The sequence below is a fragment of the Palleronia pelagia genome, assembly GCF_900110115.1.
GTDB classification, from domain to species: domain Bacteria; phylum Pseudomonadota; class Alphaproteobacteria; order Rhodobacterales; family Rhodobacteraceae; genus Palleronia; species Palleronia pelagia.
In genome coordinates this window covers 215030-241231 of sequence record NZ_FOCM01000006.1, presented here as the reverse complement: position 1 = coordinate 241231, position 26202 = coordinate 215030, and the positions used below count along the sequence as shown (strand labels likewise).

The 26202-nt window shown below is 69.6% G+C and carries 29 protein-coding genes; 9 read left to right on the top strand and 20 right to left on the bottom strand.

Annotated elements, in window-relative coordinates; translation table 11 throughout:
- Positions 1-34: 34 nt before the first annotated feature.
- Together BMX96_RS14135 and BMX96_RS14130 are read right to left on the bottom strand one after the other, a co-directional pair.
- Positions 35-847, bottom strand: coding sequence for a ChaN family lipoprotein (locus BMX96_RS14135; RefSeq protein ID WP_236737079.1), 813 nt, complete (start codon positions 845-847; stop codon positions 35-37).
- Complete coding sequence (locus tag BMX96_RS14130; RefSeq protein WP_091846079.1) at positions 844-1722, bottom strand: RNA polymerase factor sigma-32; 879 nt, start codon at positions 1720-1722, stop codon at positions 844-846. The genes BMX96_RS14135 and BMX96_RS14130 overlap by 4 nt, the downstream gene beginning before the upstream one ends.
- A 118-nt stretch (positions 1723-1840) precedes the next feature.
- Here BMX96_RS14130 and cobU point away from each other — a divergent pair, with 118 nt between their 5' ends.
- The 4 genes from cobU to BMX96_RS14110 all read left to right on the top strand — a co-directional run bounded on the left by cobU (position 1841) and on the right by BMX96_RS14110 (position 5253).
- A complete protein-coding gene (gene cobU / locus BMX96_RS14125; protein WP_091846078.1) occupies positions 1841-2365 on the top strand; it encodes a bifunctional adenosylcobinamide kinase/adenosylcobinamide-phosphate guanylyltransferase in 525 nt (174 codons plus the stop codon).
- Positions 2362-2928, top strand: a complete 567-nt coding sequence (locus tag BMX96_RS14120) for a histidine phosphatase family protein (protein WP_091846077.1) — start codon at positions 2362-2364, stop codon at positions 2926-2928. The genes cobU and BMX96_RS14120 overlap by 4 nt, the downstream gene beginning before the upstream one ends.
- A 59-nt stretch (positions 2929-2987) precedes the next feature.
- Positions 2988-3671 (top strand): glutathione S-transferase, encoded by a 684-nt coding sequence (locus BMX96_RS14115; protein ID WP_091846076.1) that lies wholly within the window; start codon positions 2988-2990, stop codon positions 3669-3671.
- Between the two features lie 73 nt (positions 3672-3744).
- Positions 3745-5253, top strand: coding sequence for a YifB family Mg chelatase-like AAA ATPase (locus BMX96_RS14110; protein WP_091846075.1), 1509 nt, complete (start codon positions 3745-3747; stop codon positions 5251-5253).
- 5 nt (positions 5254-5258) lie between these two features.
- Here the strand turns inward: BMX96_RS14110 and BMX96_RS14105 are convergent, their stop codons facing one another.
- The 3 genes from BMX96_RS14105 to BMX96_RS14095 are packed head-to-tail and all read right to left on the bottom strand — an operon-like array spanning position 5259 to position 7008.
- Positions 5259-6365: a class II histone deacetylase gene (locus BMX96_RS14105; protein ID WP_091846074.1), complete on the bottom strand. Its 1107-nt coding sequence runs from the start codon at positions 6363-6365 to the stop codon at positions 5259-5261.
- Positions 6362-6610 carry a hypothetical protein gene (locus tag BMX96_RS14100; protein ID WP_073128007.1) on the bottom strand — a complete coding sequence of 83 codons (249 nt, stop codon included), beginning with the start codon at positions 6608-6610 and terminating at the stop codon, positions 6362-6364. The genes BMX96_RS14105 and BMX96_RS14100 overlap by 4 nt, the downstream gene beginning before the upstream one ends.
- 32 nt (positions 6611-6642) lie before the next feature.
- On the bottom strand, positions 6643-7008 hold the full coding sequence (locus BMX96_RS14095) for a thiol-disulfide oxidoreductase DCC family protein (RefSeq protein WP_091846073.1): 366 nt from the start codon (positions 7006-7008) through the stop codon (positions 6643-6645).
- Between the two features lie 75 nt (positions 7009-7083).
- Between BMX96_RS14095 and BMX96_RS14090 the strand changes: the two genes are divergently transcribed.
- Entirely contained in the window at positions 7084-7821 is a 738-nt protein-coding gene (locus BMX96_RS14090; RefSeq protein WP_091846072.1) for a M48 family metallopeptidase, read from the top strand.
- Between the two features lie 94 nt (positions 7822-7915).
- Complete coding sequence (locus BMX96_RS14085) at positions 7916-8197, top strand: hypothetical protein (protein WP_091846137.1); 282 nt, start codon at positions 7916-7918, stop codon at positions 8195-8197.
- Between the two features lie 33 nt (positions 8198-8230).
- Here the strand turns inward: BMX96_RS14085 and BMX96_RS14080 are convergent, their stop codons facing one another.
- From BMX96_RS14080 to BMX96_RS14040, 9 genes are all read right to left on the bottom strand, one after another.
- Positions 8231-9862, bottom strand: a complete 1632-nt coding sequence (locus tag BMX96_RS14080; protein WP_091846071.1) for a thiamine pyrophosphate-binding protein — start codon at positions 9860-9862, stop codon at positions 8231-8233.
- A complete protein-coding gene (gene ade / locus BMX96_RS14075; RefSeq protein ID WP_091846070.1) occupies positions 9859-11565 on the bottom strand; it encodes an adenine deaminase in 1707 nt (568 codons plus the stop codon). The genes BMX96_RS14080 and ade overlap by 4 nt, the downstream gene beginning before the upstream one ends.
- Before the next feature lie 42 nt (positions 11566-11607).
- On the bottom strand, positions 11608-12633 hold the full coding sequence (locus BMX96_RS14070) for a Gfo/Idh/MocA family protein (RefSeq protein WP_091846069.1): 1026 nt from the start codon (positions 12631-12633) through the stop codon (positions 11608-11610).
- 22 nt (positions 12634-12655) lie between these two features.
- On the bottom strand, positions 12656-13894 hold the full coding sequence (locus BMX96_RS14065) for an aminopeptidase (RefSeq protein WP_091846068.1): 1239 nt from the start codon (positions 13892-13894) through the stop codon (positions 12656-12658).
- Between the two features lie 54 nt (positions 13895-13948).
- Positions 13949-14812 carry an HpcH/HpaI aldolase/citrate lyase family protein gene (locus tag BMX96_RS14060; RefSeq protein ID WP_091846067.1) on the bottom strand — a complete coding sequence of 288 codons (864 nt, stop codon included), beginning with the start codon at positions 14810-14812 and terminating at the stop codon, positions 13949-13951.
- Positions 14813-14836: 24 nt separating this feature from the next.
- Positions 14837-15766, bottom strand: coding sequence for an ornithine cyclodeaminase family protein (locus BMX96_RS14055; protein ID WP_091846066.1), 930 nt, complete (start codon positions 15764-15766; stop codon positions 14837-14839).
- Positions 15767-15860: 94 nt separating this feature from the next.
- Positions 15861-17039, bottom strand: coding sequence for an acyl-CoA dehydrogenase family protein (locus BMX96_RS14050; RefSeq protein ID WP_091846065.1), 1179 nt, complete (start codon positions 17037-17039; stop codon positions 15861-15863).
- Positions 17040-17055: 16 nt separating this feature from the next.
- The gene (locus tag BMX96_RS14045; RefSeq protein ID WP_091846064.1) at positions 17056-17805 is read right to left on the bottom strand and encodes an SDR family NAD(P)-dependent oxidoreductase; all 750 of its coding nucleotides are present in this window, start codon (positions 17803-17805) and stop codon (positions 17056-17058) included.
- The gene (locus BMX96_RS14040; protein ID WP_073127995.1) at positions 17798-18256 is read right to left on the bottom strand and encodes a MaoC family dehydratase; all 459 of its coding nucleotides are present in this window, start codon (positions 18254-18256) and stop codon (positions 17798-17800) included. Before BMX96_RS14040 ends, BMX96_RS14045 begins: the two co-directional genes overlap by 8 nt.
- A 117-nt stretch (positions 18257-18373) precedes the next feature.
- On the opposite strand from BMX96_RS14040, the gene BMX96_RS14035 reads away from it, so the two are divergent.
- Positions 18374-19573 carry a CaiB/BaiF CoA transferase family protein gene (locus BMX96_RS14035; RefSeq protein WP_091846063.1) on the top strand — a complete coding sequence of 400 codons (1200 nt, stop codon included), beginning with the start codon at positions 18374-18376 and terminating at the stop codon, positions 19571-19573.
- A 7-nt stretch (positions 19574-19580) separates the two neighbouring features.
- On the opposite strand, the gene BMX96_RS14030 is transcribed toward BMX96_RS14035, so the two are convergent.
- Positions 19581-20285: an FG-GAP repeat domain-containing protein gene (locus BMX96_RS14030; RefSeq protein WP_091846062.1), complete on the bottom strand. Its 705-nt coding sequence runs from the start codon at positions 20283-20285 to the stop codon at positions 19581-19583.
- Positions 20285-20608, bottom strand: a complete 324-nt coding sequence (locus BMX96_RS14025; RefSeq protein ID WP_073127992.1) for a 2Fe-2S iron-sulfur cluster-binding protein — start codon at positions 20606-20608, stop codon at positions 20285-20287. Before BMX96_RS14025 ends, BMX96_RS14030 begins: the two co-directional genes overlap by 1 nt.
- A 120-nt stretch (positions 20609-20728) precedes the next feature.
- Between BMX96_RS14025 and BMX96_RS14020 the strand changes: the two genes are divergently transcribed.
- Together BMX96_RS14020 and BMX96_RS14015 are read left to right on the top strand one after the other, a co-directional pair.
- Positions 20729-21127: an OB-fold nucleic acid binding domain-containing protein gene (locus BMX96_RS14020; RefSeq protein ID WP_073127991.1), complete on the top strand. Its 399-nt coding sequence runs from the start codon at positions 20729-20731 to the stop codon at positions 21125-21127.
- A 75-nt stretch (positions 21128-21202) separates the two neighbouring features.
- Positions 21203-21730 (top strand): peptidoglycan-binding domain-containing protein, encoded by a 528-nt coding sequence (locus tag BMX96_RS14015; protein WP_091846061.1) that lies wholly within the window; start codon positions 21203-21205, stop codon positions 21728-21730.
- A 6-nt stretch (positions 21731-21736) separates the two neighbouring features.
- Here BMX96_RS14015 and BMX96_RS14010 read toward each other — a convergent pair whose 3' ends face one another.
- The 4 genes from BMX96_RS14010 to BMX96_RS13995 form a co-directional block, all read right to left on the bottom strand.
- The gene (locus BMX96_RS14010; protein WP_091846060.1) at positions 21737-22738 is read right to left on the bottom strand and encodes a nuclear transport factor 2 family protein; all 1002 of its coding nucleotides are present in this window, start codon (positions 22736-22738) and stop codon (positions 21737-21739) included.
- Between the two features lie 139 nt (positions 22739-22877).
- Complete coding sequence (locus BMX96_RS14005) at positions 22878-23759, bottom strand: carbohydrate ABC transporter permease (RefSeq protein WP_073127988.1); 882 nt, start codon at positions 23757-23759, stop codon at positions 22878-22880.
- A 3-nt stretch (positions 23760-23762) separates the two neighbouring features.
- Positions 23763-24785 (bottom strand): carbohydrate ABC transporter permease, encoded by a 1023-nt coding sequence (locus tag BMX96_RS14000; RefSeq protein WP_091846059.1) that lies wholly within the window; start codon positions 24783-24785, stop codon positions 23763-23765.
- Between the two features lie 69 nt (positions 24786-24854).
- Complete coding sequence (locus tag BMX96_RS13995) at positions 24855-26093, bottom strand: ABC transporter substrate-binding protein (RefSeq protein ID WP_214606854.1); 1239 nt, start codon at positions 26091-26093, stop codon at positions 24855-24857.
- Positions 26094-26202 lie beyond the last annotated feature (109 nt).

Here is a 26202-nt window from a genome sequence, read left to right as displayed (position 1 = left end):
ACCCTAGGCCGGGGGGGCGATGGCGTCCAGCCGCTCAGCGCAGCGCATCGCAGGGATCGCCGCGATGGGACAGGTCCACCGCGAAGGACAGGCGCGTGTCGAAGGGCATGGCCTCGTCATCCGGCAGGACCTGCCCGATGGCGTGCACCGTGACGTCCGGATCGGCCGCCCGCAGGTACGCGGGCACCCCCCAGTCGGTCCGCGCGTGGCCGTTGCCGGTGATGACCGCGACCGGACCGCCGGTCTCGTTCAGCGCGGTCAGCGCCGTGCGCGCCAGCACGGCGTCGCGCAGGCGCTGCACCTCCACCATGCCGGGAAGCATCTCGGGCGGCATCAGCCCGCAATGGGCGCGGTCCTGCAGATCCTCGCGCAGCGTCTGCTCTTCCAGCGGAAGGTCCAGATCCAGCAGGAAACGCTCCGCCCCGTCGCCGAAGACCGCCGCCGCCCCTTGGGACACGGCGCGCGAAAGGTCATCGCGCGGGACTTCGGCACCGTAGATGCGCGCCTCGCCAAGCGCCGTGAAGATCGGATGATAGCTCGGGAAATCGGGCCAACCCCGTTCTTCCCAAGCCAGCGCGGCGCCCAGCGCCTCGGTCTCCGCCCCGCGCATGTCCTCGGCGATTTCGGCAAGCTCGGGCGGCAGCATCTCGAAAACGACCGCCGCCGGTGCCATGCGGGTCACCCACGCGGACTGGTTTTCATGGTGCAGCGCGATATCGTGCAACTCGCCCATCACCACGATATCCGCGTCCAGCGGCACATCCGGCGCGTTCTGCGCCTGCGCCGCCGCAACGGAAAAGGCCGCCCCGAGGAACAGGGCGGCCCAAATCGAACGTGTCGCGTTCACGCGAGGAAGTGATGCACTTCGGCGGACTGGGTCTCGAGCGACTTGCGCATCTTCTGGAATGCCGCCGCTTCGAGTTGGCGAACCCGCTCCTTCGACAGGCCCAGCTCGGTGCCGAGGCTTTCCAGCGTGCGGGCCTGATCGCGCAGCTTGCGTTCGCGGACGATGAACTGCTCGCGCTCATTCAGCTGGCCCATGGCATCCACGAGCCATTCGCGCAGGGTGTCGATGTCCTTGCGGTGGCTGACAGTCTCGTCAGCCTGTGCACTATCGTCTTCCAGCGCGTCGATCCACTGGCGGCCCTCGTCCTCGGTCGACTGGGTCGCATTCAGCGAGAAGTCGGACCCGGCCAGGCGGCCTTCCATCATCTCGACGTCGTGCAGCGGCACACCGACCTCGACTGAGATCATGTGGCGCATCTGGTGGCGATCGAGCGGTTCGCCCCGGGCCGCGGCTTCGCGCTCGAGACGGGCCTGCACGCGACGCAGGTTGAAGAAGAGCGACTTTTGGCTGCTGGTCGACCCCGTCCGCACCATGGACCAGTTGCGCATCACGTAGTCCTGGATCGACGCCTTGATCCACCAGACGGCGTAGGTCGAGAAGCGCACGCCCCGGTCGGGGTCGAACTTGTCAGCGGCTTTCATGAGGCCGAGGCCGGCCTCCTGGATCAGGTCGTTCATCGGCGCGCCGTAGCGGCGGAACTTCGCGGCCATCGAAATGGCGAGGCGCATATAGGCGGTGATCAGGCGATGCAGGGCGGCTTCATCCCGCTCGTCCCGCCACGCGTAGGCGAGCTTCAGCTCGGTCTCGGCGTCCAGCAGCTCGGCTTGCATCGCGCGGCGCGAAAGTGTCTGGTCGGAAAAGCCATCGAATGCCATTCATCAATCTCCCAGTGGTCTTCGTCCTTGGCTGGGCATGTGCGAACGGTGCATTTGTTATCTTTTCACATAGCCCTATGATCTCCAGACGCCGCGTCACGAAGAAAGTTCCGTTTTTTTGTTGCCAAGACTCACTTTCATTCTAGGCGGCGCGGCCTCGGGTAAGTCCAACTATGCGGAAACATTGGCAAAAGGGTGCGACATTCTGCGCATCTACATGGCCACCGCGCAGGCCTTCGACGACGAGATGACCCAGAAGATCGCCCGTCACCGTGCCGCGCGCGCCGGCGACGGATGGCAGACGATCGAAGCTCCGCTGGACCTGCCCGCCGCGCTGTCCGAAACCCCGCCGGGCGCGCTGGTCCTTGTGGACTGCCTGACCCTCTGGCTGTCGAACGTCATCCTGGCCAAGCGGGACGAGGCGGCGAATTGCGACACGCTGATGGCCGCGCTGTCCGCACATCCGGGACCGCTGATCGTCGTGTCGAACGAGACCGGACAGGGCATCGTGCCCGACACCCCGCTGGGCCGCCGGTTCCGCAACGCCCAAGGCCGTCTGAACCAGCGTGTCGCGGCCGAGGCCGACCTGGCCGTCCTCGTGGCCGCCGGGCTGCCGATGGTGCTGAAGGGCGCGCTACCGTGAGCGTCCTCTGGTGGATCCGGCACGGGCCGACCCACGCCAAGGGAATGGTGGGCTGGACGGACCTGCCCGCTGACCTTTCGGACGCCAACAGGCTGAAACGGCTGGCCGAGACGCTGCCGGACGCGCCCGTGATCTCGTCCACGCTGGACCGCGCGCGCGCCACCGCCGACGCGATCCAGGGCAACCGCCCGCGCCTGCCCGACGACCCGGACCTGCGCGAGATCCATTTCGGCGACTGGGAGATGCGGACGCATGACGACGTGTCGGCCGAAGATCCCGACCGCATCCGCGCCTTCTGGGACCAGCCCGGCGACAACCGCCCGCCCGGCGGCGAAAGCTGGCACGACCTTCAGGCGCGGGTGGATGCCGCCGCCGACCGGCTGCTGGCGCGGGGCGGCGACGTGATCGTGGTGGCCCATTTCGGCGCGATCCTGACGCAGTACCAGCGTGTCGCCCGGCTGCGGACCACGGACGCGTTCGCCCAGCGGATCGAGAACCTGTCCCTGTCGCGGTTCCGCTATGCTGATCCGGCCGAGATTCAGGCGATCAATCACCACCCGTGACGCCCCCGCGCACCATTGGGAATTTGCGCGGCGCGCTCGCCCGGCCCTAAGCTCGTCCCATGACACACACGCTTTTCCTGGCCGATCCCGGCTTTTCCTCATGGTCCATGCGCGTGGGCCTTCTGGCGTTCCGCTTCGCCCTCCCGGTCGACATCCGCTGGCTCGAGATCTACGGCACCCCGCCGCTTGCGCAGCAGATCGGCCACCCCCCGGCCCGCACGGTGCCGTTCCTGCTCTGCGATGACGGGGCCGAAGTGGCCGAGTCGCTGGCCATCGCCGAGGAACTGGCGGCAAGGTTCCCCGACCAGCCCCTGTGGCCAGCGGATCCGAGACGGCGCGCGCTGGCGCGCAGCCTCGCGGCCGAGATGCACGCGGGCTTCGCCGCGTTGCGGTCGCACTGCCCGATGTGCCTGCGCACGGCCTATGCCGAGGTCGAGTTGCCCGAGAAAGTGGCCGCCGACCTCGCGCGGCTCGACGTGATCTGGTCGGACGCGCTCGCGCGCTCTGGCGGCCCTTGGCTGGCGGGCGACTATTCCATCGCGGACGCGTTCTTCGCGCCCGTCGCGGCGCGGATCGCCGGCTATAGCCTGCCCGTCGGAGAAACGGCACGCGCCTATGTCGACGCCCACCTGGCCGAGACGGCCTTCCGGCGCTGGCGGCAACTGGGGCTCGAGCGGGGCGCCGCGCTCGAAGACAGCGTCTATCGCCAAACCTGGCCGCGAATCGACTGGCCCGCGGCCTGAGCGCCCTCGGGCGTTAACCTTTCATCAACCGCCTCGCGCCATGGTTAACCTCGGTTAACGGGAAAGGGTTGAGATGGTCGCCAGCGCCTTCACGGTGGCGTTCGAAGGGATCGAGGCCCGCCTGGTCGAGGTGCAATGCGCCGTAGCGCCCGGTCTGCCCGCCTTTTCGGTCGTGGGCCTGCCCGACAAGGCCGTCTCCGAGGCGCGCGACCGGGTGCGCGCCGCGTTGGAGACCATGTCCATCGCGCTGCCGCCCAAGCGGATCGTCATCAACCTGGCCCCCGCCGACCTGCCCAAGGAAGGCAGCCATTTCGACCTGCCCATCGCGCTCGCCATCCTCGCGGCACTGGACGTTGTGCCGCGCGATACCGTGGCCGAGACCGTGGCCCTGGGCGAGCTGTCGCTGGACGGTCGCCTGACCGCCGTGGTTGGTGCGCTGCCCGCCGCCATGGCCGCGGCCGAATGCGACCGCACGCTGCTTTGCCCCGCCCCCTGCGGCGCCGAGGCGGCGTGGGTCGGCGCCACGACGGTCATCGCGCCGCCGACGCTGGCTGCCGCGATCCAGCACCTGACCGGGCAATCCCCGCTGAATCCGGCCGAGCCGGGCGAAGTCACCGACGGCCCCGCCCTGCGCGACCTGTCCGACGTGAAGGGGCAGGAACGGGCCAAGCGCGCGCTGGAAATCGCGGCCGCCGGGCGACACCACCTGATGATGGTCGGCACGCCCGGATCGGGCAAGTCGATGCTGGCCCAGCGTCTCTCGGGGATCCTGCCGCCGCTGACGCCGGCCGAGGCGCTGGAGACGTCGATGATCCATTCGCTGGCGGGCCTTATCAGCGATGGCGGCATCAGCCGCACCCGCCCCTTCATGGAGCCGCACCACACCGCGTCCATGCCCGCCATCGTGGGCGGCGGGAAGGGTGCGAAGCCCGGCCAGATCAGCCTCGCCCATAACGGGGTCCTGTTCATGGACGAGTTCCCCGAATTCGCGCGGCCCGTGCTGGAGACGCTGCGCCAGCCGATCGAGACCGGCGACGTGGTGATCGCGCGGGCCAACGCCCATATCCGCTATCCATGCAAGTTCCTGCTGGTGGCCGCCGCGAACCCCTGCAAATGCGGCTACCTGCCCGATCCGGCCCGCGCCTGCGCCCGCGTGCCCGAGTGCGGTGCGGATTACCTGGGCCGGATCTCGGGGCCGCTGATGGACCGGTTCGACCTGCGGGTCGAGGTGCCGCCGGTGGCCTTCGCCGATCTCGACGCCGCGCCCGGCGGCGAAAGCAGCGCCACGGTGGCGACGCGCGTCGCGGCGGCGCGCAAGGTGCAGGACGACCGGTTCGCCGGGCATGATGGCGTGCGCCAGAACGCCGACGCCACGGGTGCCGTGCTGGATGCGTGCTGCGCGCTGGACGCTGAGGGGCGCAAGATGATGACGGCGGCGGCGGACCGCCTGGGCCTCAGCGCACGGGGCTATCACCGTGTGCTGCGGGTGGCGCGCACCATCGCCGACCTGGACGGCGCCGACGCCATCGCGGGGCCGCACCTGGCCGAGGCGCTGTCCTTCCGCCTGACCGGCGTGGGCTGAGCGCGCTAGCCGTCCAGCGTGTGGGCCAACCCGTCGATCCAGCTGTCGGTGAAGGCGTCGAACGCTGCCCCGGGCTGCTGGCCGGTGATGCGCGGATGCATGGGGTCCGCGGCCTCGATCCCGCTGCCCGCCAGCGCGCCGATGGCCGCATGGCCGCAGAACGGCACATGCACCTCGGAATAGCCGCCCTCGTGCACCAGCACGAGCCGTCCGTCGCAGACCCGGTCGGCCAGCGCCATGGCCCGACGGGTCAGGTCCCCGAAATCGGCCGCCGACAGCATCATCCGGCCCAGCGGATCGACACCGGACGCGTCGAACCCGCAGGCGATCACGATGGCATCCGGCGCGAAGTCGGCGACCTGCTGGTCCACCAGCCGATCCCAGGCCGACAGGTAGGCGTGGCGGCCACCGCCCGGCGGCAGCGGGATGTTGCGGTTGAAGCCCTCGCCCGCGCCACGCCCGCGATCCGCCGCGTCGCCGGTGTCCAGCGGGTAGTTGCGATCCTGGTGCAGCGACACCGTCAGCACGTCGTCGCGGTCGTAGAAAATCGCCTCGGTCCCGTTGCCGTGATGCACGTCCCAGTCGATGACGGCGATGCGCTTGGCCAGCCCTGCGGCCTGCACGGATTCGATGGCGATGGCGATATTGGCCAGCAGGCAGAAACCGTTGGGCCAGTCGGGCAGGCAGTGGTGCCCCGGCGGACGCGACAGGGAATAGGCGTTGCGGATGTCGCCCTTCAGCACGTCGGTCAGCGCCGCCTTGGCCAGCCCGGCCGACAGCGACGCGATCTCGAACCCGCCGGGGCCGAAAGGTGTGCGCAGGCCCAGCTCGCCCCCGCTGGCATCCGACAGCCCCTTGAACTTCTGCAGGAACGCTTCGGGATGCACCCGCGCCAGGTCTTCCCAGGTGGCCGGCGGGGCCGATTGGCAGCGCAGCTCGGCCGCCAGGCCGGTTACATCCAGCAGCGCCTTCAGCCGACGCTTGGACTCGGGCCCCTCGGGCAGCCCGCCCGCCGCAAGCGGCTGCACCAGCCCACCCACGGGGGACAGGAAGGCGTAGTTGCCGCCGCCGTGCCAGAAGCACCGCTCGTCCCAGTAGAACCCCGTGGTCATGCTCCGGACGTCGCCTTGAGGTTCAGCCGATAGGCGCCCTCCGGCAGGTCCAGCGCGGCGGCGAGGTCGCGGACCTGCGCCAGCGACAGGGTCACCGTGCGGACCATGTCGGTGCGCGGATCGACCTGTTCCAGGGTCACGCAATCGTCGAAGGCATTCACGACCACATCCTCCTGCCGGTGGGCCGCGGCCTCGTCGACCAGGGTGATGACGGTGGCGTCGAAATCGTGCTCGATGGTAAACATGACCCCACGCTAGGACAGCGTGCCGCCGGGCGCTAGCGGGTTTGTCGACGTTTGTGCATGGCGAAGAGGATCGGCGCGAGGACCCGATTATAGACCCATCCCGCGACGGGCCGGATCACCGGCCGGTCGATCAGCCGGGCGAGCCAACGGGTCTTCGGCAGCTCGCGCCAGATCACCAGAAAGGCGTCCACGCCCGAGATCAGCTCGCCGTCCCGTACCACGTGCAGACGCTTGGCCGCCTGGTCTTCGGTCAGGTCGAACCGGCGCAGGTCCATGTGGTTGAGGTCCTCGAACCGCAGATCGGCCCCCGCCGCACGCGCCTGCCGCTGGTAGGACCGGACCTCGGGTGCGCAGATCGGGCAGGCGCCATTGTAGATGACAAGGGGTGTTTGGTTCATACTCTTACAGATAGTGGCCGTCGCTCTGCGAAAACGTGACTGGTCGCCGCAGCCGGCAGAGTTATTCTCCGCTTCATGCCTATCGTTCGCCACGCCCGCCAAGTTCTTGTCGCCGCCCTGCTCGCCCTCGCCGGGTGCGGCGAACTCGTCATCATGCAGCCCGGCCCCGAGCCGGGCGGCCCCGTCCAGGCGCCGGCGCCGCAGGCTCCGCCTTCGGGGGTCGACGCCAGCCGCGCACGGACCTTCCAGGCGGTGGTGAACCGCGTCATGCCCATCGCCCAGCAGGAATGCCGCACGCGGACGCGGGGCGTGCGCTGCGACTACGCCGTGGTCGTGGATGACCGGCCGGGCCTGCCTCCCAACGCGTTCCAGACCTTGGGTCCCGGGGGGCAACCCGTTGTCGGTTTCACCCTGCCGCTGATCCAGACCGCCGCAAACGCGGACGAGATGGCCTTCGTTCTGGGACACGAGGCCGCACACCATATCGAGGGCCACATCGCCCGCGGCCAGGCCTCGGCTGCGACGGGCGCGGTGCTGGCCGGTGCGCTCGCCACGCTTGGCGGCGGCGACGCGGTGACGATTCAGCGAGCACAGAACCTGGGGGCCTTCTACGGGTCGCGCCGGTTCTCGAAGGATTTCGAGCTCGAGGCCGACGCGCTGGGAACCATCATCACGCAACGGGCGGGCTACGACCCGGTGCGCGGCGTGGCCTATTTCAACCGGGTGCCCGATCCCGGCAACCGGTTCCTGGGCACCCACCCCCCGAACGCGGATCGCATCGCGCTGGTCCGGCGGGTTGCGGCCGGTCAGTGATGCACCGGTCATCCCCCGCGTGGTTTCCGGCTGACCTCGGGCGCGACGAGATGCTAGCAGGGGAGAGATCCCCGCCAGCATGATGGAGCCGACCATGTCCCGCCTTGCCCCCCTCGCCCTGCCCCTGCTCGCCGCCTGCGTGATGCAGCCTGCCACGCCGGTCGAGCTGCCGCTGATGGGCGGCTACCGCGATGCCGCGGACCAGTGCCGCCGCGTGGGCGAAAGCGACTACACCAACCAATTCCTGGATGACGCCGCCGACCTGGTCGCCTGCCCCGCGGGCGCCGAGAACCTGGGCGTCTTCGTGACCGAGACCGGCGCGATCGAGGTCAACCGGGTCGGTGGCTTCGTGCTCTATACCGTGCCGCGCCGCTGATCTCATACCGAAGAAAGGTCTGGCTGCGCGGCCTCACTCGGGGAGTTCCAAGGTTGTCGAAAGCGCCTTGGGCGAAACCTTGAGATCCAGCAGCGCCGGCGTCCCGGCCGCGCGGGCGGCGGCGAAGGCCTCGGCGAACGCGGCATCGGTTTGCACGGTAGCGCCGAAGGCACCGTAGGCGCGGGCCAGCGCAGCGAAATCCGGGTTGACCATGGCGGTACCCGAGGGGCGGCCGGGGTAGTGGCGGTGCTGGTGCATCCGGATCGTGCCGTAATGGCCGTTGTTGACCACCAGCACCACCACGTTCGCGCCATACTGGCATGCCGTCCCGAATTCCTGGCTGACCATCTGGAAGCACCCGTCGCCCGCAAGACAGATCACGTCGCGATCGGGCGCGTGCAGCTTGGCCGCGATCGCGGCGGGCAGGCCATATCCCATTGAGCCCGAGGTCGGCGCCAGCTGCGTGCGCCAGCCACGGAACCGGTAGTACCGGTGCAGCCATCCGGCGTAATTGCCCGCCCCGTTGGTCAGGATCGCGTCGTCGGGCAGCGTGTCGTTGAGATGGGCGATCAGCCGCTCCATCTTCAGATCGCCGGGTGTCTCGACCGGCTCCTGCCATGCCTCGTAGGCGGCGCGGGCGGCCTTCACCTGGTCGCCGCGATCCTTGTCGGGCGCACGGGCGGCCTCGGCCAGTTGCCGGATGATGGCGGCGACGTTGCCGGTCACCGCGATCTCGGGGCGGAAGACGCGCCCGATCTCGGATGGGTCGTTGTAGATATGGACCAGCCGCTGCGCGGGCACGGGCGGCACGACGCGGGAGTAGCCGCCCGACGTGATCTCGCCCAACCGTGTGCCCAGCGCGACCAGCAGGTCGGCCTCCTTCACGCTCGCCTCGAGCTTGGGATTGATGCCCAGCCCCACGTCGCCCGCGTAGTTCGGGTGGCGGTTGTCCAGGTAATCCTGGCAGCGGAAGGACGCGCCCACAGGGATCTGCGCGTGCGCCGCGAAATCGCCCAGCGCGCGTGCGGCGTCGCCGGTCCAGCCGCCCCCGCCCACGATCAGGAACGGGTTTTCGGCCGCCGCCACGGCGTCGATCACCCGCGCGACCTGGTCCTCTGGCGCGCCGCCCTGCGGCAGGATCGCGGCCGGGGTGGCCTCGGCATCGGTCTCGGCCGACAGCATGTCCTCGGGCAGGGCCAGGACCACCGGTCCGGGGCGCCCCGCCTGCGCCACGTGAAAGGCGCGCGAAACGTATTCCGGGATGCGGTCGGTCTGGTCGATCTCGGCCACCCACTTGGCCAGCGGGCCGAACATGGCGCGGTAGTCGACCTCCTGGAACGCCTCGCGGTCGCGCTGGTCGCGGGCGACCTGCCCCACGAACAGGATCATGGGCGTGCTGTCTTGCATCGCCACGTGCACGCCCGCCGAGGCATTGGTCGCGCCGGGGCCGCGCGTGACGAAGGCCACCCCCGGCGTGCCCGTCAGCTTGCCATGCGCCTCGGCCATCATCGCGGCGCCGCCTTCCTGCCGGGCCGTCACCGTGTCGATCTCGGCATCGTAGAGCCCGTCGAGCGCGGCGAGAAACGACTCGCCCGGCACGCAGAAGACGCGGCTCACGCCCTGCGCATGAAGGCAATCGACCAGCAGCTGTCCGCCGTGTTTCATGGAATGATCTCGAATTTCAGCACGTCCACCAACCCGCGGTCGGTGATCTTCAGCGACGGGATCACCGGCAGGGCGAGGAAGGCCAGTTGCAGGAAGGGTTCGTTCAGGGTGACGCCCAGCGATGTCGCGGCGGCCCGCAGATCGATCAGCCGGTCCCGCACATGCTCGAACGGTTGGTCCGACATGAGCCCGGCAATGGGCAGCGCCAGTTCGGCAAGGATCTTGTCGCCATCGGCCACGACGAAACCGCCCTCGATCTCGGCCAGCCGATTCGCGGCCAGCGCCATGGCGTCGTAATCGACCCCCACGCAGGCGATGTTGTGGTGGTCGTGGCACACGGTCGACGCGATGGCCCCGCGCGTCATCCCGAAGCCGCGCACGAAGCCGGTCGCGATGTTACCGTTCCGCCCGTGCCGCTCGATCACCGCGATACGCGCGAGGTCGCGCGCCGGGTCGGGCCGCTTGTCGCCATCGCGGACGGCCACCGCCTCGGTCAGGTGATCGGTCAGGATCTGCCCCTCGCGGATGCCGATGACGGGCGTTTCCTCGCGGTTGGCCGTCGAGCGGAAGCTTTCCGCCACCAGCCTCGGCGCCTTGACCGAACCGCGGCCGATCCCGGGCAGGCCTTCCCGCCCGTCGAAGGCACGGTCGTCCACCACCCGGCCACCGGCGATCACCAGCCGCGCGTCACACGACTCGAGCGAGCCGACCGCCACGATATCGGCGCGCTTGCCGGGGGCGATCTGGCCCCGGTCCTTCAGCCCGAACGCCTCGGCCCCCGACAGCGACGCGGCGCGGTACGCGGCCAGCGGCGAAGTGCCCAGCGCGATCAGCCGCCGGATCATGTGGTCCAGGTGTCCTTCCTCGCCGATATCCAGCGGGTTGCGGTCGTCGGTGCACAGGCACATGTAGGGTGCGGTGATGTCGGTCAGCAGCGGCTGCAAGGCCTCCAGATCCTTGCTGACCGAACCTTCGCGGATCAGCACGCGCAGGCCTTTCTGCAACTTCTCGCGCGCCTCGGCGGCGCTGGTCGCTTCGTGCTCGGTCCGGATGCCGGCGGCGGCATAGGCGTTCAGGTCGCGCCCCGACAGAAGCGGGCAGTGCCCGTCCATGTGACCGTCGGCGAACAGCCGCAGCTTGGCCATCATCCCGGGATCGCGGTGGACGACGCCGGGATAGTTCATCACCTCGGCCAGGCCGATACCGCTGGGGTCGCCCATCAATTCGGCGATATCCTCAGCCGACAGCTCGGCGCCCGCCGTTTCCATGTCGGTCGAGGGCACGCAGGACGACAGTTGCACCCGCAAATCCATCAGCGTCAGCCGCGCCGCCTGCTGGAACCAGCGGATGCCCCCGGCCCCCAACACATTGGCGATCTCGTGCGGGTCACAGATGGCGGTGGTGACGCCGCGCGGGGTCACGCAGCGGTCGAATTCCAGCGGCGTGACCAGGCTGCTTTCCACGTGCAGGTGGGTGTCGATGAAGCCCGGCACCAGCGTCAGGCCCGTCACGTCGATCACCTGCGCGGCGTCGTAGCTATCGCAGGTGCCCACGATCCGGTCACCCGCGATGGCCACGTCGCCGTCCAGCAGGTCACCGGTCACCAGGTCCAGCACCCGCCCCCCGCGCAGGACGGTGTCGGCGGGCGCGTCGCCGCGGGCCTGGGCGATGCGCGTTTCGAGGTGCGGAAGGGGATCGGTCATGGCCCCAGATGGCCCCCTTGGCGCGGGCTTGTCCAGCCCATCTCAGGGCGCCGGACGCTCGACCCCGCCGGACCGGGTCGCGCGGATCAGCGCGTCGAGCGCGGCCAGTGTCGCCAGCCCCTCGGCGCCCGAGCAGACCGGTGACGCGCGGCCCGCGATCACGTCCGCGAAATTCCGCGCCTGCGCCACCAGCGGATCGGGCGTGGCGCGCGTCAACGTCTCGCGCCGGATCGGGGTCATCCAGTCGCGGCGGCCACCGTCGTCCCACAGTTCGCCGCGCGGCAGGGCGAGCGATCCGTGGGTGCCCCCGATCCAGAGCGCGTTCTGGTCGGTCGGCGGATAGGCGGGGTTGTCGTGGCTGGTCATCTCCCAGCTCCACGGCCCGACGATGGCGTCGGAGATCTGGGCCGTGCAGATCACGCCGCTCTCGAACGTGATAAGCGCGGCAGCGTGATCCTCGTTCTCGAACCCGCGCACCCAGTTCGACGCGATTGCCCGCACGCTTCCGACCTCGCCCAGCAGGAAGCGCAACAAATCGAGATCGTGGATCAGGTTCACCAGCAGCGGCCCCGCCCCCGGCGCCCGCCGCCAGGCCGTGTCGAAATAGCCGTCGGGCTTGGCGATCCAGAACATCGCGTGGGCGGCGACGGGCGTGCCCAGCGCGCCGGCCGCGATCCGTTCCCTGGCCGCGGCAACGACGCCCTGGTGCCGCCGGTAGTGGCCGGTCAGGACCGGGACGCCCGCCGCCTGCCCGGCGGCGACGATGGCGCGCGCGTCCGCGACGGTCGCGGCCAGCGGCTTTTCCACCAGCACCGGCACGCCGGCGGCGATGCAGGCCAGCGCGCCGTCGCGGTGGTGGGTGTTCGGGGTGGACAGGATCACGCCATCCGGCCGGGTCGCGAGGGCCGCGGCAAGATCGGCGTGATGCGGCACGCCATGGCGCGCGGCGATATCGGCGGCGGACGGGTCCGGATCGATCACCGAGTGAACGGGGATGCCCGCCAGACGCAGGGCGTCCAAATGGCGCGTGCCGATCAGCCCGGCGCCGGCCACGGCGATCCGCGTCACCGGTCCGCCCTGCCGAAGTGTGTCACGCCCATTCGCCCTTGCGGAAGACCGGCACCTTGCTGCCGTCGGCACGCACGCCGTCGATATCCGTCTCGGGTCCGCCGATCATCCAGTCCACGTGGATCATCGAGCTGTTGCCGCCCGCCTTGGCGACGTCTTCCTCGCTCATGGAGTCGCCGTCGAGGAAGCACTTGGAATAGCACTGCCCCTGCGCGATGTGGCAGGCCGCGTTCTCGTCGAACAGCGTGTTGTAGAACAGCAGACCCGATTGCGAGATGGGCGAGCCGTGGGGCACCAGCGCCACTTCGCCCAGCCGCCGGGCGCCATCGTCGGTATCCAGCAGCTTCTCCAGCACCGCCTGCCCCTTGGTCGCGCTGACCTCGACGATGCGGCCCTCGCGGAAGGTGGCCTCGATCCCGTCGATCAGCGTGCCCTGGTGCGACAGCGGCTTGGTGGCGCGCACCCGGCCCTCGGTCCTGGCGGCGTGGGGCGTGGTGAAGACCTCTTCGGTGGGGATGTTGGGGTTGCAGACGACGCCGTTCTGCGCGCGCGACGCGCCGCCCATCCATTCGTGCCCGTCGGCCAGCCCCACGGTCAGGTCCAGACCCGGGCCGCTGTACTGCAAGGCGTCGAAGCGCTGGTCGTTCAGCCACGCCGTCCGCTCGGCCAGCCGGGCGTTGTGCGCCTGCCAGTTGGCGACGGCGTTCTCGTCCGACACGCGCGAGGCTGCGAAGATGGCCTCGGCCAGCTTCGTCTGCGCCGCGTCGGGGTCGAGATCGGGGAACATCCGCATGGCCCAGGCGCGGCCCGGCCACGCGAGGATCGACCAGTTGATCTTGAAGTTCGAAATGTGGCTCAGCGCGGGCTTGTAGGCGATCGAGTTCGCCTTGCCGGCGCGCGACACGCGCTCGGGGTCCTCGTCGGCGGTCAGCATCGGGTCGTCGCCGACGATGGCCATGCGCGCCGCGCCGTTGCCGAACGCCTCGGCCATCCCGCCGTAAAGCCAGTCCGGCGCGCGGTCGAAGCTGTGATCGCCCGCCTCGCGGTAGCGCGCCAGCGTCACCTCGGGGTCCGACAGCAGCGGCGTGACCAGCCCGGCGCCGGCGCGGTAGGCCGCGGCCGTCACCCGCCGCACCAGCGGCAGCGCCTCGGCGGGCGCGGTCAGGATCAGGTCCTGGCCTTCCTGCAAGTTCAGCCCGACGCGGACCGCCACGTCGGCCAGCCGGTCAAGCTGGACATCGTCGATTGCCGGATTGGACATTGGGGGCTCCTTCATGTGGGTATGGCGCATAGGTCGCGCCGGGGCGCGGTGGCGTCAAGCCCGCGCCGCGTCGCGCAGCGCCAGGATCCGCCGCGCCGCGCGCAGGTGCGGCTGGTCGATCATGCGTCCGTCCAGCTGCGCCACTCCCGCCTTTCCGTCCAGCGCGGCGACCACCCGCTCGGCCCAGTCGACCTGCGCCGCGGTCGGGGTGTAGGCCTCGTGGATCGCCGCGACCTGCGCCGGGTGGATGGCCAGCTTGCCCGCGAAGCCCAGCGTCATCGCCGCCGCAGCCTCGGCCCGCAACCCGGCGTCGTCGCGGAAATCGGTGAAGACGGTGTCGATGGCCGCGACCCCGGCGGCGCGGGCCGCGAACAGCATCGTATCGCGCGCGAGCAGGAACGGGCGCAGGAAGGCCCCGCCCTCGTCCCGGTTGGCCAGCGCGCCCAGGTCGGCCGCCAGGTCCTCGGCCCCCCACGCCATGGCGTAGAGGCTTGGATGCGACCAGTCGGCATGGGCGAGGTTGCGCACGGCGCGGGCCGTCTCGGTGGCGATGACGACGATCGGCAGATCCGTCCCGCCGCCATGGCCGTCGATCATCGCGGCCAGCGACGCGATATCCTCGGCCCCCTCGCATTTCGGCAGGACGTAGCCGTCCGGCCCGCCCCCAACGGTGGCGGCCACGTCGGCGTCCGTCCGCCCGGTGTCGAGCGCGTTCACCCGCACCCAGCGGCCGGCCCCGGTCACGGGTGCGGCCAGCGCCTCTGCCGTCCTCGCGCGGGCGGCATCCTTGGCGTCCGGCGCGACCGAGTCCTCGAGATCGAAGATCACCGCGTCGGCGCCCGAGCCCAGGGCCTTCTCCATCTTGCGCGCGCTGTCGCCGGGCGCGAAAAGCCAGGATCGGGGGCAGGTGTCGGTCATGGCTCTGGCTCCTTCCCGCGCGGCTCAGCCGATGGCGCGGGCGATGTAGTCGGCGATCATCAGGTCCATATGCGCCCCGCCGCCGTTCTTGAACACGGTGATCTCATCGTCGGCCCCACGCCGCGCCGCCCCGGGCTGCACGAGGTCGTAGAAGTCGCCCAGCACGTCCGTGGCATCGATAACGCCCGCGGCGATGGGGATCGTCAACTCGCCGATATGGCCGATCGTGGTGTCGCGGCTGTCGACGAACAGGCGTCCCTTGCGCATCAGCGCGTCGTCGGCCTCGCGCATGTCGGCGCGGAAGGCGCCGATCAGATCCACGTGGGTGCCGGGCCGCACGAACTCGCCCTTCAGGACGGGTTGGGTCGCCATGGTCGCGGTCGAGACGATGTCGGCCTCGGCCAGCGCGGCGGACAGATCTTCGGCCACCCCGGGCGGGATGGGTGCGTCCTTCATGTCGTCTGCGAGGTCTCGCGCCTGCTCGGGCCGGCGGGCCCAGAGCGTGATGCGCTCGAGCCCCGGGAAGACGGCGGCATACGCGTGGATGAGGCTTCGCGCGACGGTACCGGCCCCGACGATCAGCAGGTGCCGGCTGTCCGGGCGCGCCAAGAGGCGGGCGCCGAGGACCGAGTCGGCGGCGGTCTTGAACTCGGTCACCAGCTTGCTGTCGATCAGCGCGGTGACCGCCCCGCTGTCGGGATCGAAGACCGTCATCGCCCCCTGGACCGACGGCAAACCACGGCCCGGGTTGCCCGGCATGACGCTGACCGCCTTCACGCCGTAGCCAAGCCCGGGGATGAAGGCCGCGCGGGTCAGAAGCGTGCCGTCCGAGGGACCCAGGAAGATGTCCCCCAGGTCGGCGCGCGGCCGTTCGTGGCCCGCGCGGATCGCCTCGACCGCGTCCGGCCAGGTCAGGCGCGCGGCGGCGTCGTAGGGAATGAAGGGCGGGGCCATGGCTATTCCTTTCAGGTGGCGGGATGATCGCGGATCGTCTCGGGAAGATCATCCGCGATGATCCTCGGCAGATCGTCGGGCAGGATCCGGCGCGTCACATCCGTTTGGCGACCTCTTCCAGCATCACCTCGGTCGCGCCGCCGCCGATGGATTGCACGCGGGCGTCGCGGGCCATCCGCTCGATCGCCGTGCCGCGCATGAATCCCATGCCGCCGTGGAACTGCACGCAGTCATACATGACCTCGTTCACGAGCTCGCCCGCCAGCGCCTTGATCATCGAGACCTCGCGGGTCTGCTCTTCGCCGCCCGCCATCCGCGCGGCGGTCGCATAGACCATCTGGCGGCACGCCTCGACCCGCGCGGCCAGCATCGACAGCCGCTGCCGGATCGCCTGCTTGTCCCACAGCGGCGCGCCGAAGGCCGTGCGCTGCTTGACCTGCGCCACCGTCAGCTCCAGCGCCGCCTGCGCCTCGCCCATGGCCATGGCGCCGAGGACCAACCGTTCGTTCTGGAAGTTCTTCATGATCTCGTAGAAGCCACGCCCCCGCGCGCCGAGCATCGCATCCGCCGGCACCCGCGCGCCCGCGAAGCTCAGCTCGGCGGTGTCCGAGCTCAGCCAGCCGTGCTTGTCCAACGCGCGGGAAACGGTGAAGCCGGGCGTTCCCTTTTCCACCAGGAACATGCTGACCGACTGGCTGGGCCGCGCGTCGGGATCGGTGCGCGCCGCGACGCAGTACACGTCCGCATGGACCCCGTTGGTGATGAACAGCTTGGTGCCGTCCAGGACCCAGTGGTCGCCGTCGCGGCGCGCGGTGGTGCGGATGCCCTTCACGTCGGACCCGGCACCGGGTTCGGTCACTGCGACGGCGCTGATCGCGTCGCCCGAGATGCAGCGGGGGATCCAGTCCTGCCGCTGCGCCTCGCTTCCCGCGTTGAAGATGTGGACCGACGCCATGTCGGTATGGACCAGCGCCGTGATCGCCGCGCCCGAGAAGGTCGAGCGGCCAAGCTCCTCGGCCCAGACAACGGTGGCGCGTTCGTCCAACCCCGCGCCGCCCAGGCTATCGGGATAGCGGATGCCGAAGAAGCCGAGCTGTCCCATCCGGCGAAGCACGTCGCGTGGGACCATCCCGGCCTCTTCCCACGCGTCGCCGTGCGGCTTGATCTCGGTCTCGACGAAGCGGCGCACCTGGTCGCGCAACATGCGGTGGGTGTCGTCGAAGAAGACGGGGCTGTTATTCGCCGTCTCGAACGTGCCGTGGTCCTTGGCCATGCGCGGCCCTCCTTTGCTACAGGGCGGAGATGCCGCCGGTCACCGATATGGCCTGCCCGGTGATGCGCCGCGCGCCGGGACCGGCCAGGAACACCGCCAGGTCGGCCAGGTCCTGCGGCTCGGCCACGCCCAGGCTGGCCATGGACTCGGCCTTGGCGAACAGCTTGCCCGCGAAGGCATCGCCCATCAACCGGTCGTAAAGCGGCGTGCCCCGCACGATCGACGGCGTCAGGGTGTTGGCGCGGATGCCCGCGCGCTTGCCCTCGACGGCCAGCCCGCGGGCGAACTGGATAATCGCCGCCATGGCCGCGCCGATGGCGGTCTCGCCCGGTGTCGGGATCTTGCCCGCGTCGGACGCGACGAGGATCAGGCTCCCGCCCCCGGTCGCCGCCATGTGGTCGAAGGCCGCGCGCGCCGGCAGGATGACCGGGGCCAGCGTCCCCGTCAGGTCGCCCATGACCTCGGCCAGCGGCGTGTCGCGCTGGAGCCGGGGCATCGGGTCGCCGCCCGCCGAGGACCAGAGCGTGTCGAGCCCGCCCATGGCCGATGCCGCCTCGGCCACCATGCGCGCCGACTGCTCCGGATCCGCCGCGTCGCCCGTGACCACGTGGCAGTCCAGCGCGCGCGCCGCCTCGGTCGCGCGGTCGGGGTTGCGCCCGGCGATGGTCACCGTGGCGCCAGCCGCCCGCATCGCCCGCGCCGCGGCCAGCCCCAGCCCCGAGCTTCCGCCCACCAGCAGCGCGCGCCGTCCCGCCAGATCAGCCATCGGCGGGCCGTTTCTTCATCAGGGCCGCCCGCTCGCAGGTGCCACACAACACGTCGTCCTGGTTGAAGCACTCGTGGCGCAGCGTGACGATGCCGTCGTTCGGGCGCGACGCGCTTTCGCGTTTGCCCAGGACCGTGGTGCGGATGCGGATCGTGTCGCCCTCGAACAGGGGATGGGGGAACTTCACCTTCTCCATCCCCAGGTTGGCGACCGTGGTGTTCAGCGTGGTGTCGTTGACGCTCATCCCCACCATGCAGCCCAGCGTGAACAGCGAATTCACCAGCGGACGCCCGAACTCGGTCGCCTGTGCCGCGTGGTGATCGATATGCAGCGGTTGCGGGTTCATGGTCAGCAGCGAGAACCACTGGTTGTCGGCCTGGCTGATCGTGCGCCGCCATTCGTGATCGAAGACCTGGCCTTCCTCGAACTCGTCGAAATACTGTCCCGGCATGCGCCCCTCCCCGACTGTGCCCGGGTTGCAGCCTAACCGGGCCGGGCGGCGATGGAAGGGCCCGCGCGCGATTTTCGGGGTCGCGCAGGCGGCGCGGGCGCGGCTAGGCTCGGCGGCATGGAGCAGTCGACCGGTCCGCTGGCGGGCGTGAAAATCATCGAGATGACGGGCATCGGACCGGTGCCCTACGCCGCCATGGTGCTGGCCGACCTGGGCGCGCAGGTGATCCGCATCGACCGGCCCGGCGGGTATCCATCGCTGGGCGACGGTCTCGATTTCTCCGCGATGACGCAGGCCGCGATCTTCTACCGTTCGCGCCCCATGGTGCAGGTGGACCTGAAATCGCAGGCCGGACGCGACCTGATCCTACGGCTGGCCGGCGACGCCTCGGCGCTGATCGAGGGGTACCGCCCCGGCACGATGGAACGGCTGGGCCTGGGACCGGACGCGTGTCACGCGCGGAACCCGGCGCTGGCCTATGTGCGCGTGACCGGCTGGGGCCAGGACGGCCCCATGGCGGGAATGGCCGGACATGATCTGAACTACCTCGGGCTGTCGGGCGTGCTGTCGCTGTTCGGGCGCGACGGGGCGCCCCCGCGGGGGATGCCGCCGCTGGTGGGCGACATGGCGGGTGGGGCGCTGTTTGCCGTGATCGGGCTGCTGTCGGCGGTCATGCAGGCGCGGGCCACCGGGACGGGCCAGATGGTGGATGCCAACATCGTCGACGGCTCGGCGAACCTTGCTTCGCTTGTGACCGCACTCGGCGCGGTCGGCACGGCGGGCGCTGCGATGCCGGGCGCGGGTCCGCTGGATGGCGCGCGGCATTTCTACCGCACCTATCAATGTGCCGACGGGGAATGGCTGGTCGTGGGCGCGATCGAACCCGCCTTCCGCAAGGTCCTGCTGTCCCGCCTCGGCCTCGAATCCGAGCCGCGCATGGTGGCGGCCCGGCCCGAGGACGATGCCCATTGCGCCGACGTTCTGGCGCGGATCTTCCGGCAGAAGCCGCGCGATCACTGGGTGGCCCTGTTCGACGGCAGCGATGGCTGCGTGACGCCGGTCCTGTCGCAGTCCGAGGCGGCGGCGCATCCGGCCAACCGCGCGCGAGACGTGTTCACGCGCATCGACGGGGTGACACAGCCCGCACCCGCCCCGCGCCTGTCGCGCACCCCCGGTGCCATCGGACGGTCGCCGGCCGAGGCCGCCCGGCCGGATACGCATGCGCTGTCCGGCTGGGGGCTGTCGGAAGACGACGTGTCACGACTGCGGGAACAGGGCGCCTTCGGGTCCGCGGACGACGACGACGGGGCGGCGTGAGCGCCGTCTAGCCGCAGGCGCGGCGCGGGGACAGGTCGTCGCGTCCCCGGATCAGGCCACGATCCCTGATGGCGAAGCGGGCGCCGTCCCATGTCACCGCGCGGGCCCGCCGCCAATCGGCATCGGCCAGCAGCATCACCATGCGCCCATCGTCGCACCGGGCAATGCCGCCCGAGATCCAGTCGTCGCCGATACGGTGGTTGGTGAGGCCCGCATGGCGCGCGACCTCGACCAGGCGGTCGCCCGCGCGGCGCAGGATCACCAGGGTCTTCGCAAGGTGGGGCCGGTCGATATAGGCGATTTCGACCTGCCCATCCCCGTCGAGATCGGCGGCGCCCAGCGGGGCCAGCCAGCGGTTCCTGCGGCCGATGAAGTCGTTCGCCGCGATCAGCCCGTCCGCGCCGTAGACCGACAGGCGCGCGCCGCGGGCGATGTCGGTCTCGATCACCAGGACCTCGGACGCGCCGTCGCCGTCGAGATCGACCAGCCGCGGCGCCAGGTCCTCGAACACGCGGGTTTCGGGCAGGGTCACGGTGATCCGGCGACCGGTTTCGGTCCGCATCTCCAGCGCGCCGTATTCCACTGCGTCGCCCAGCACCGCGTGGTCATAGCGTGTCGTGGGGTCGGTGAACCGGGCCGCGGCAATCCCCTCGGCCCCGGCAGGCGCGGCAGCGGCCAGCGCAAGGGCCAGCACCGCCGCCGCGCGCCGCATCAGATCTGCTTTTCCGGCATCTGCACGACGAGACCGTCCAGCGCGTCGCTGACCTTCAACTGGCAGGTCAGGCGCGAACGGTTGGCGTCGGGCTCGTAAGCGAAATCGAGCATGTCCTCTTCCATGTCCTGGCGGGGCGGCAGCTTGTCGACCCACTCCTCGGCCACGTAGACATGGCAGGTCGAACAGGCGCAGGCGCCGCCGCAATCGGCCTCGATCCCGGGGATACCGTTGTCGCGCGCGCCTTCCATCACGGTCAGCCCGTTGGGCACGTCGACCACGTGCTCCTTTCCGCCGTGTTCGATATAGGTGATTTTCGCCATTTGCGCGGTCTTCCCATGCTGTTCCTACGGTTGCGCCATAGGTAGGCTTTCGCCCTGCCGAGGGCCAGAAGCGATTTGACGATCTTGGCGCGGCGCGCTCGATGTTCTATAATTGTTCCCATGCCCGATTTCGCCCCCCGCCCCGACGACTGGCCGCGCCCGCCGGCCTGCATCCCGCACGGCATGCTCGACCGCGCCCCCAACGGCGCGCGGGTCGCGGTGGCGGGGCTGGTCCTGGTGCGCCAGCGGCCCGGCACGGCCCACGGGGTCATCTTCATCACGCTCGAGGACGAGACGGGGACCTGCAACGTCATTGTCTGGAAAGCGCTCTACGAGACGTTCCGCCGCGCCGTCATCGCGGGGCGCTGCCTGCGGGTGACCGGGCGGCTGCAACGCGAGGGCGGCGTGACCCATGTCATCGCCGAGGTGATCGAGGATATCAGCTGGATGCTGGACGACCTGCTGCGCACGGAAGACACATCCGCCGCCGATCCCGCGCCGGTGGCCGCTGGACGCTAGGATCGGCCGGCGATCCACGCTAGCGTGCTGCCGATACGGACCCGCAAGAGGCCCGCCGAGCAGATGAGATCCTTGTTGACCCCCCTGGCCCTGTGCCTTGGCCTGTCCGCCTGCGGCGCGGGCGGGGTCGGCGTGTCGCGCTTCATCGAACCCGCGCTCGAGGCGACCGGCAGCCAGCGTATCGCCACCGACCGCCCGCGCGCCTGCCACAGCCGCGACGACACGCCCGCGGTGATCGAGACCATTACCCAGCAGACCGCCCTGCCCCCGCGCCGCCGGCCCGACGGCACGCTCGAGGACGGCCCGCGCTACCGCACCCAGACCTCGCAGCGGATCGTCAGCGACCGCAAGGAAATCTGGTTCGAGACCCCGTGCCGCGAGGAATGGACGCCCGAGTTCATCCTGTCGGTGCAGCGCGCGCTGATCGTCCGCGACCTGCTGGAGGGGCCACCCTCGGGCGAGATCGACGCGCCCACCCGCGCCGCGATCCGGCGCTTCCAGGCCAGGCAGGGCATCGACAGCGACACACTGAGCGTGGCCGCGGGCAAGCGATTGGGTCTCATCGTCTACGACCGGGCCGAGGCGCTGCGCCAGGCGCCCTGATTTTCCTCAGACCGTCGGCACCAGCGCGTCCAGCCCCAGCACGTCCACGCCCTGCATCGCCAGGAAATGGGGCATGTCGATGAAGATCCAGTTCTCGGCCAGCCTGTCGCCCGCGCGGCGATAGATATCGACGACCCGCATGTCGGCGCGCGTCACCCCGTCGCCCGGCACGCCCATGAAGGCGCCCGAATTTGTCAGCGACAGGTTGGGCCAGCCGAAGAAACCGCCATAGCTTCCTTCGGCCAGACGCGCCACGTGACCATTGAAGACGCGGTCCGACAGGTGCGTGCGGAACGGACGCTGGTGCTGCTCGATGTAGCGCGGGATGGTGTAGGTCGCGCCGATCCCCTCGGGGCCCCACCAGATCATGTCGTCGTGCCAGGTCTGCGCCAGTTCCTGTTCGGGCGTCTCGAACCGCGCGCGGGTGTTGATGTCGCCGATCATCCGCTCGATCAGGTCGAGGGTCTCTCGCCCTTCGGCCGGGTCGGCGTCGCGGTAGAGCAGCCCGTCATGGGTCAGCGGGCCGGGCTGGACCAGGTGCTGCGCCGTCTGCTGGGGCAACGGGTTCAGGCCAGCCTGCCGCGCCAGGTGCAGCAGGTCGCAGAAGAACGCGGTCTCGGTGATTCGGCCGTTCTCGACGCGGTTGAACTCGGCATAGCGCAGCATCGCGATCTTGCGGCTGGCGGGGATCGTCAGGAAGGGCTGGTCCAGCAGCCCCATGAGATGGCCCATCTGGACGACCCAGACACCGCCCGTGGCCCGGTCAGAGTGGCCCGCGAAGAAGATGTCGGGCCGCCGTTGCAGCCGCGGCATCGCGGTCAGAAGCGGCTGCCAGAGCGTCTCGGCCACGTCGCGCGCGCCGCAGCGCGATTCGAACGGGCGCACGCCGCGCCAGAGCCAGTCGGGCGCCGTTCGCTCGGACAGGATTTCGGCGACCGTCTCGGGCGTCGCCCGGGACAGGGCGTCGTAGTGATCGAGGACCAGGGCCTTTTCCGCCTGGAAGGACATCACGGAACCCTTCGCATGCGCCCACGCGCGACCGTGGGCGGTGCGACACTAGCGCGCGGCGGCGACACGATGAAGCACCGATTTCGCATGGCGGCCATGGGGATGTGTAATGGCCGCGTCGCGGCGCAGGTGCGCGGCCTCAGCCCTTCACCGCCCCCGCGGTCAGGCCGCTGACGATCTGGCGCTGGAAGAACATGATCATCACGAACAGCGGCGCGGTCACCGACACCACCGCCGCCACGGCGAACATGACGTTGCCCTTGGTCTGCGTGGTGCCGAGGAAGCTGGCGATTTTCGGCACCATGGTCTGGTTCTCCTTCGACAGGACCAGCGCGGTGATGGCGAAGTCGTTATAGGCCAGCAGGAACGAGAACAGGGCCGTGGTGATGACCCCCGGCCACATCACCGGGACGATCACGTGCCGGAACGCCTGGAACCGGGTGCAGCCGTCGACCATGGCGCTTTCGTCCAGGTCCTTGGGGATGTTGTTGAAGAAACTGTGCAGCATCCACAGCGTGAACGGCTGGTTGATCGCCACCAGCACGATAATCGCCGTGGGCAGATGCCCCCAAAGGTTCCAGTCGAAGAACACCGGAAGGTACCCCGACACCAGCGTGATCGGCGGCATGGCCCGGAAGATCAGCGCGATGATCAGGAACCAGAACGCGTAGCGGTAGGTCGACCGCGACAGCGCATAGGCGCCCAGCGTGCCGAAGGTGAGCGAGATCATCACCGTCGCCGCGCAGACGATCAGCGTGTTCAGCGCGGCGCGCCAGAATTCTTCCTGAACCCACGCGCCGTAGTAGCCCTGCCCGGTGAACAGGTCCCCGGTCTCGGCCCGGGTCCGCGTGCCGAAGATCGCGTTGGCCCAGTCGGCCTTGGAGAAGAAATCACCCTCGACCTTGAACGACCCCCAGACCGTCCAGAGGAACGGGAAGGCCGCCATCACGACCCAGACCACGAGGAAGAAGATCAGCAGCGCCTGCAGCGGAAGGGGTTTGCGAAAGGCCTTGGACGCCATGGCTTATTTCCTGGTGAAATCGCGGTAGGTGCGCACGATGACCGGCGACAGCAGGATCGCCACGCCGATGATCGTCAGAAACGACGTCGCGGCGGCCGAGCTCAGCTGCCGCGTCTCGCCCGACAGGTCGTTGTAGATCGCCCAGCTGAGCGACGTGGCATGGGCCTGCGCCGAGAAGCTGACGATGGGTTCGAACACGCGGAAATTGTCCATCAGCTGGATCAGCGCGATGAAGGTCGTGATCGGCAGCAGGTGCGGGATGACGACGTAGCGGATCCGCTCCCACCGCGAGGCACCGTCGACCATCGCGGCTTCCAGAGTGTCCTGGTTCACTGTCTGAAGCCCCGCATAGTAGACAATGAAGGCGAACGGCGCGCTGTGCCAGACGCCGTAAACCATCAGCATCGTCCACATGAGCGGCGTCGACGCCTTCACGGACAGGTCGGGATCATCCGCCAGCACTTGCATTGCCGAGCCGATGATCCCCCGCGCGTCCAGCATCCAGAACAGCACGAGGCTGCCCACCAGCGGCGTGATGATGAAGGGCAGCAGCGACACGAAGATCAGCGGCCCGCGGATCGCCCGCGCGGCCGAGTTCACCGCCACGGCGATGACGAACCCCAGCACGATGGTCAGCGGCGTGACCACGAAGGTATAGGTCAGGGTGAAGGCGATGGCCTTGTAGAACGGTAGGTTCAGCAGGCGGTCGAAGAACGCGCCCAGTCCCGCGCTTTCGCGCCAGAGTTGCGCGACCTCGGACAAGGCCAGGTGCCCGCGGTCGAAATAGACGCCAAGGCCCACGAACCGGCCCAGCGGCTCGGCCTCGCGCAGGGCGGCGGTCGCCTCCTGGTCGATGGAGGTTGTGGTCTGGCAGCCGAACGGCCCGCAGTTGCGGACCTCCTTGATGACCTGCTCGTGCTCGGTGAAGACCGATTGCAGCAGCACCGACAGGATCGGGAAGAAGATGAACAGGAGCATCGCGATGCTCGACGGCAGGACGAACCAGAAGAAGCTCTTGTGTTTCATGGCGGGTCGTCCTTGCCGGGGGTGGCGGGGCGTGCGCGTGGCCGCCCCGCCGGATCGTCCGGGGCGCGTTTAGTTCAGGAAGCCTTTTTCCTGCGCGGCGGCCGTGTAGGCGGCCTCGATGTCGGACAGCGCCTGCTCGGCCGTCTCGTTGCCCTGCAGGTAGTCGGCGATGTTGTCGCCCAGCGCGGTGTGCAGCAGTCCCTGGTAGGGCAGCATCGGGTAGGGCTGGGTGCCCATGCGGGTCGCGGCCAGCACGCCCTCGTTCACCGGCGCGGGCTCGTAGCCGTCGATCAGCCACACGGCCTCGCCCATGGTCTTGTCGTTCAGAAGCGCGGGCGACGTGGCATGGGCCAGCGCCTGGAAGGTCGCGGCCGCGTCCTCGTCGCTGATGTTCTTGGCGACGGTCCAGCCGTCCCACCACAGGGTCGAGGCCGGGATATCGCCGCCATCGACGGTCAGCGGCGGCGCCACCTTGGTGTTCTCGTAGACCTGCGGCTCCGAGCCTTCCTCGTCCATCAGCACGCCCGAGCGCGAGCCCCACATGTTCATCAGCGCGACGTTGCCCGCTTCCCACTCGGCGCTGGTCGCGTTCGAATCGTGGGTCAGGTAGTCGGGGTTCATGTACTCGCTCAGCGCCTTCAGCATCTCGAGCGTCTTGACCCCCGCCTCGTTGTTGATGGCGACCTGGGGCGTGCCCGCCTCGTAGAACTGGCCGCCATGGCCGAGATACATGTTCACGAATTCCTCGGCGAGGTTCCAGCCGGCGGCATAGGCGCCGCCCAGCGGGTTCTCCATGATCCCCTGCTCGCGGATCATCTCGGCCGCTTCCAGCACTTCTTCGTAGGTCTCGGGCACGTCCACGCCGATCTGCTCGAGCACGTCGGCGCGATAGACCAGCGTCTGCGCGTTCGCCATGAAGGCGATGGCCATGACCTGCCCGTCGATGGTGATCTTCTGGAGGTCGGGAATGTCCTGCCCGTACTCGGCGATCAGGTCGTCCAGCGGGCGGATCACGTCCTCGTTGATCAGCGCGACGATGGACGAGTTGGCGATGATGGCGCTGGTGTATTCCGCCGGGTTTCCGCTCATGCCGGCGACGTTGATCTTCTGGTGGTCGGCGGTCAGGTTGGCGCTGGCCTCGGTGCCCTCGCCCATGCACTCCTGCGCCAGGGCGGCGACGGACTGGATGGCGGGAAATTCGTTGCCCACGAGGGACAGGCGGCCCTCGGTCACGGGGCAATCGGCCAGCACGGCGGTGCCGGTCACGGCCAGCACCGATGCCAGGGCGGTGGTTTTCATGAAGCTCATGGTATCGGGTCTCCCTAGATGGTTTCGCGCCCGGTGACCCCGGGTCTTCGGTGTTTCAGCTCGGACGCGCGCGCGAGGCGCGGCAAACTTGCATACGCTTGCAAGTAAG

Coding starts and splice junctions, on each gene's coding strand:
- BMX96_RS14130 (WP_091846079.1), bottom strand. CDS start 1,722: ATGGCATTCGATGGCTTTTCCGACCAGACACTTTCGCGCCGCGCGATG.
- BMX96_RS14115 (WP_091846076.1), top strand. CDS start 2,988: ATGACACACACGCTTTTCCTGGCCGATCCCGGCTTTTCCTCATGGTCC.
- BMX96_RS14110 (WP_091846075.1), top strand. CDS start 3,745: ATGGTCGCCAGCGCCTTCACGGTGGCGTTCGAAGGGATCGAGGCCCGC.
- BMX96_RS14105 (WP_091846074.1), bottom strand. CDS start 6,365: ATGACCACGGGGTTCTACTGGGACGAGCGGTGCTTCTGGCACGGCGGC.
- BMX96_RS14100 (WP_073128007.1), bottom strand. CDS start 6,610: ATGTTTACCATCGAGCACGATTTCGACGCCACCGTCATCACCCTGGTC.
- BMX96_RS14095 (WP_091846073.1), bottom strand. CDS start 7,008: ATGAACCAAACACCCCTTGTCATCTACAATGGCGCCTGCCCGATCTGC.
- BMX96_RS14090 (WP_091846072.1), top strand. CDS start 7,084: ATGCCTATCGTTCGCCACGCCCGCCAAGTTCTTGTCGCCGCCCTGCTC.
- BMX96_RS14085 (WP_091846137.1), top strand. CDS start 7,916: ATGTCCCGCCTTGCCCCCCTCGCCCTGCCCCTGCTCGCCGCCTGCGTG.
- BMX96_RS14080 (WP_091846071.1), bottom strand. CDS start 9,862: ATGAAACACGGCGGACAGCTGCTGGTCGATTGCCTTCATGCGCAGGGC.
- ade (WP_091846070.1), bottom strand. CDS start 11,565: ATGACCGATCCCCTTCCGCACCTCGAAACGCGCATCGCCCAGGCCCGC.
- BMX96_RS14065 (WP_091846068.1), bottom strand. CDS start 13,894: ATGTCCAATCCGGCAATCGACGATGTCCAGCTTGACCGGCTGGCCGAC.
- BMX96_RS14060 (WP_091846067.1), bottom strand. CDS start 14,812: ATGACCGACACCTGCCCCCGATCCTGGCTTTTCGCGCCCGGCGACAGC.
- BMX96_RS14055 (WP_091846066.1), bottom strand. CDS start 15,766: ATGGCCCCGCCCTTCATTCCCTACGACGCCGCCGCGCGCCTGACCTGG.
- BMX96_RS14050 (WP_091846065.1), bottom strand. CDS start 17,039: ATGGCCAAGGACCACGGCACGTTCGAGACGGCGAATAACAGCCCCGTC.
- BMX96_RS14045 (WP_091846064.1), bottom strand. CDS start 17,805: ATGGCTGATCTGGCGGGACGGCGCGCGCTGCTGGTGGGCGGAAGCTCG.
- BMX96_RS14040 (WP_073127995.1), bottom strand. CDS start 18,256: ATGCCGGGACAGTATTTCGACGAGTTCGAGGAAGGCCAGGTCTTCGAT.
- BMX96_RS14035 (WP_091846063.1), top strand. CDS start 18,374: ATGGAGCAGTCGACCGGTCCGCTGGCGGGCGTGAAAATCATCGAGATG.
- BMX96_RS14030 (WP_091846062.1), bottom strand. CDS start 20,285: ATGCGGCGCGCGGCGGCGGTGCTGGCCCTTGCGCTGGCCGCTGCCGCG.
- BMX96_RS14025 (WP_073127992.1), bottom strand. CDS start 20,608: ATGGCGAAAATCACCTATATCGAACACGGCGGAAAGGAGCACGTGGTC.
- BMX96_RS14020 (WP_073127991.1), top strand. CDS start 20,729: ATGCCCGATTTCGCCCCCCGCCCCGACGACTGGCCGCGCCCGCCGGCC.
- BMX96_RS14010 (WP_091846060.1), bottom strand. CDS start 22,738: ATGTCCTTCCAGGCGGAAAAGGCCCTGGTCCTCGATCACTACGACGCC.
- BMX96_RS14005 (WP_073127988.1), bottom strand. CDS start 23,759: ATGGCGTCCAAGGCCTTTCGCAAACCCCTTCCGCTGCAGGCGCTGCTG.
- BMX96_RS14000 (WP_091846059.1), bottom strand. CDS start 24,785: ATGAAACACAAGAGCTTCTTCTGGTTCGTCCTGCCGTCGAGCATCGCG.
- BMX96_RS13995 (WP_214606854.1), bottom strand. CDS start 26,093: ATGAGCTTCATGAAAACCACCGCCCTGGCATCGGTGCTGGCCGTGACC.